Source organism: Paraburkholderia sp. EG304, assembly GCF_046543485.1.
GTDB classification, from domain to species: domain Bacteria; phylum Pseudomonadota; class Gammaproteobacteria; order Burkholderiales; family Burkholderiaceae; genus Paraburkholderia; species Paraburkholderia youngii.
In genome coordinates this window covers 1-911 of record NZ_JBKGUA010000249.1, presented here as the reverse complement: position 1 = coordinate 911, position 911 = coordinate 1, and the positions used below count along the sequence as shown (strand labels likewise).

The 911-nt window shown below is 54.7% G+C and carries 1 pseudogene; it reads left to right on the top strand.

The features are described from left to right. Positions 1 to 131: 131 nt before the first annotated feature. A pseudogene (locus ACLFKU_RS43680) lies at positions 132 to 615 on the top strand (IS110 family transposase); the annotation flags it as partial. Positions 616 to 911 lie beyond the last annotated feature (296 nt).

Sequence of the window (911 nt, the reverse complement as noted above, 5' to 3'; positions counted from 1 at the left end):
AAAACGTGGTTGCAAAATCAGGCAAAAAAACGCATTCTTGAGTCCCTTCGAAATCGCGTTTCGGGGCCATTCCAGGTGGCCTCATTACGCCGATCATCCCCGGCTCGATTACGCCGATCCGTGACAGTAGCGGAGCGCATCACTGGGCGAGACAGTTTACGAAGATGGGCCATCAGGGAAAGCTGATACCGGCGGTCTTCGTGAACGCGTTCAATATACGTAACAAGAATGACGCAGCTGACGCACGAGCGATCTGGCTGGCTGCACAGCAGCCCAGCAAGTCGATCGCAGTGAAGACCGAAATGCAGCAGGCAATGCTGGCTCTGCACCGGATGCGGGACCAGCTAGTGAAATTCCGCACGATGCAAATCAACAGTCTGCGGGGACTGCTCACCGAATATGGTGAAGTGATGGGCAAAGGCCGGGTGGCATTGGATAAGGCGATACCGGACGTGCTGGCAAGTGTTGCCGAGCGTCTCCCAGCAGCGCTAATCGATACGCTACGTGAGCGGTGGAATGGGCTCAGAAAAACTGGATGAGCAGGTCGCGGCAATCGAGCGACGGATGCGCGCATGGGTCAAGGAAGACCGAGCTGTAAAAGCGATCAGTGATATAGACCTATCATGACGATGCACTCCCGTCGATCGATGTCTTCCAGAAGCCAGAATCTCGCTTCTTGGGCGGGTTTTTCAACAGAATCAACCCGAATGCGACGTTCGCTGTTGCGTTTCAACTGCCACTTACACTACTTACATATGGAAAGTGGCGCTTCACTCGGCTTCTGCGTTAAGGCTACGCTGAACAAGCAGCTGAATTTGCGACGTGTCGGCGATGTAGAGGTGTTCAGGTCGTGAAGCCGACCGTCATCCTTTGGTTTTTGGCCCTTGCGGGCATTGCACGCGGGCGTTTTG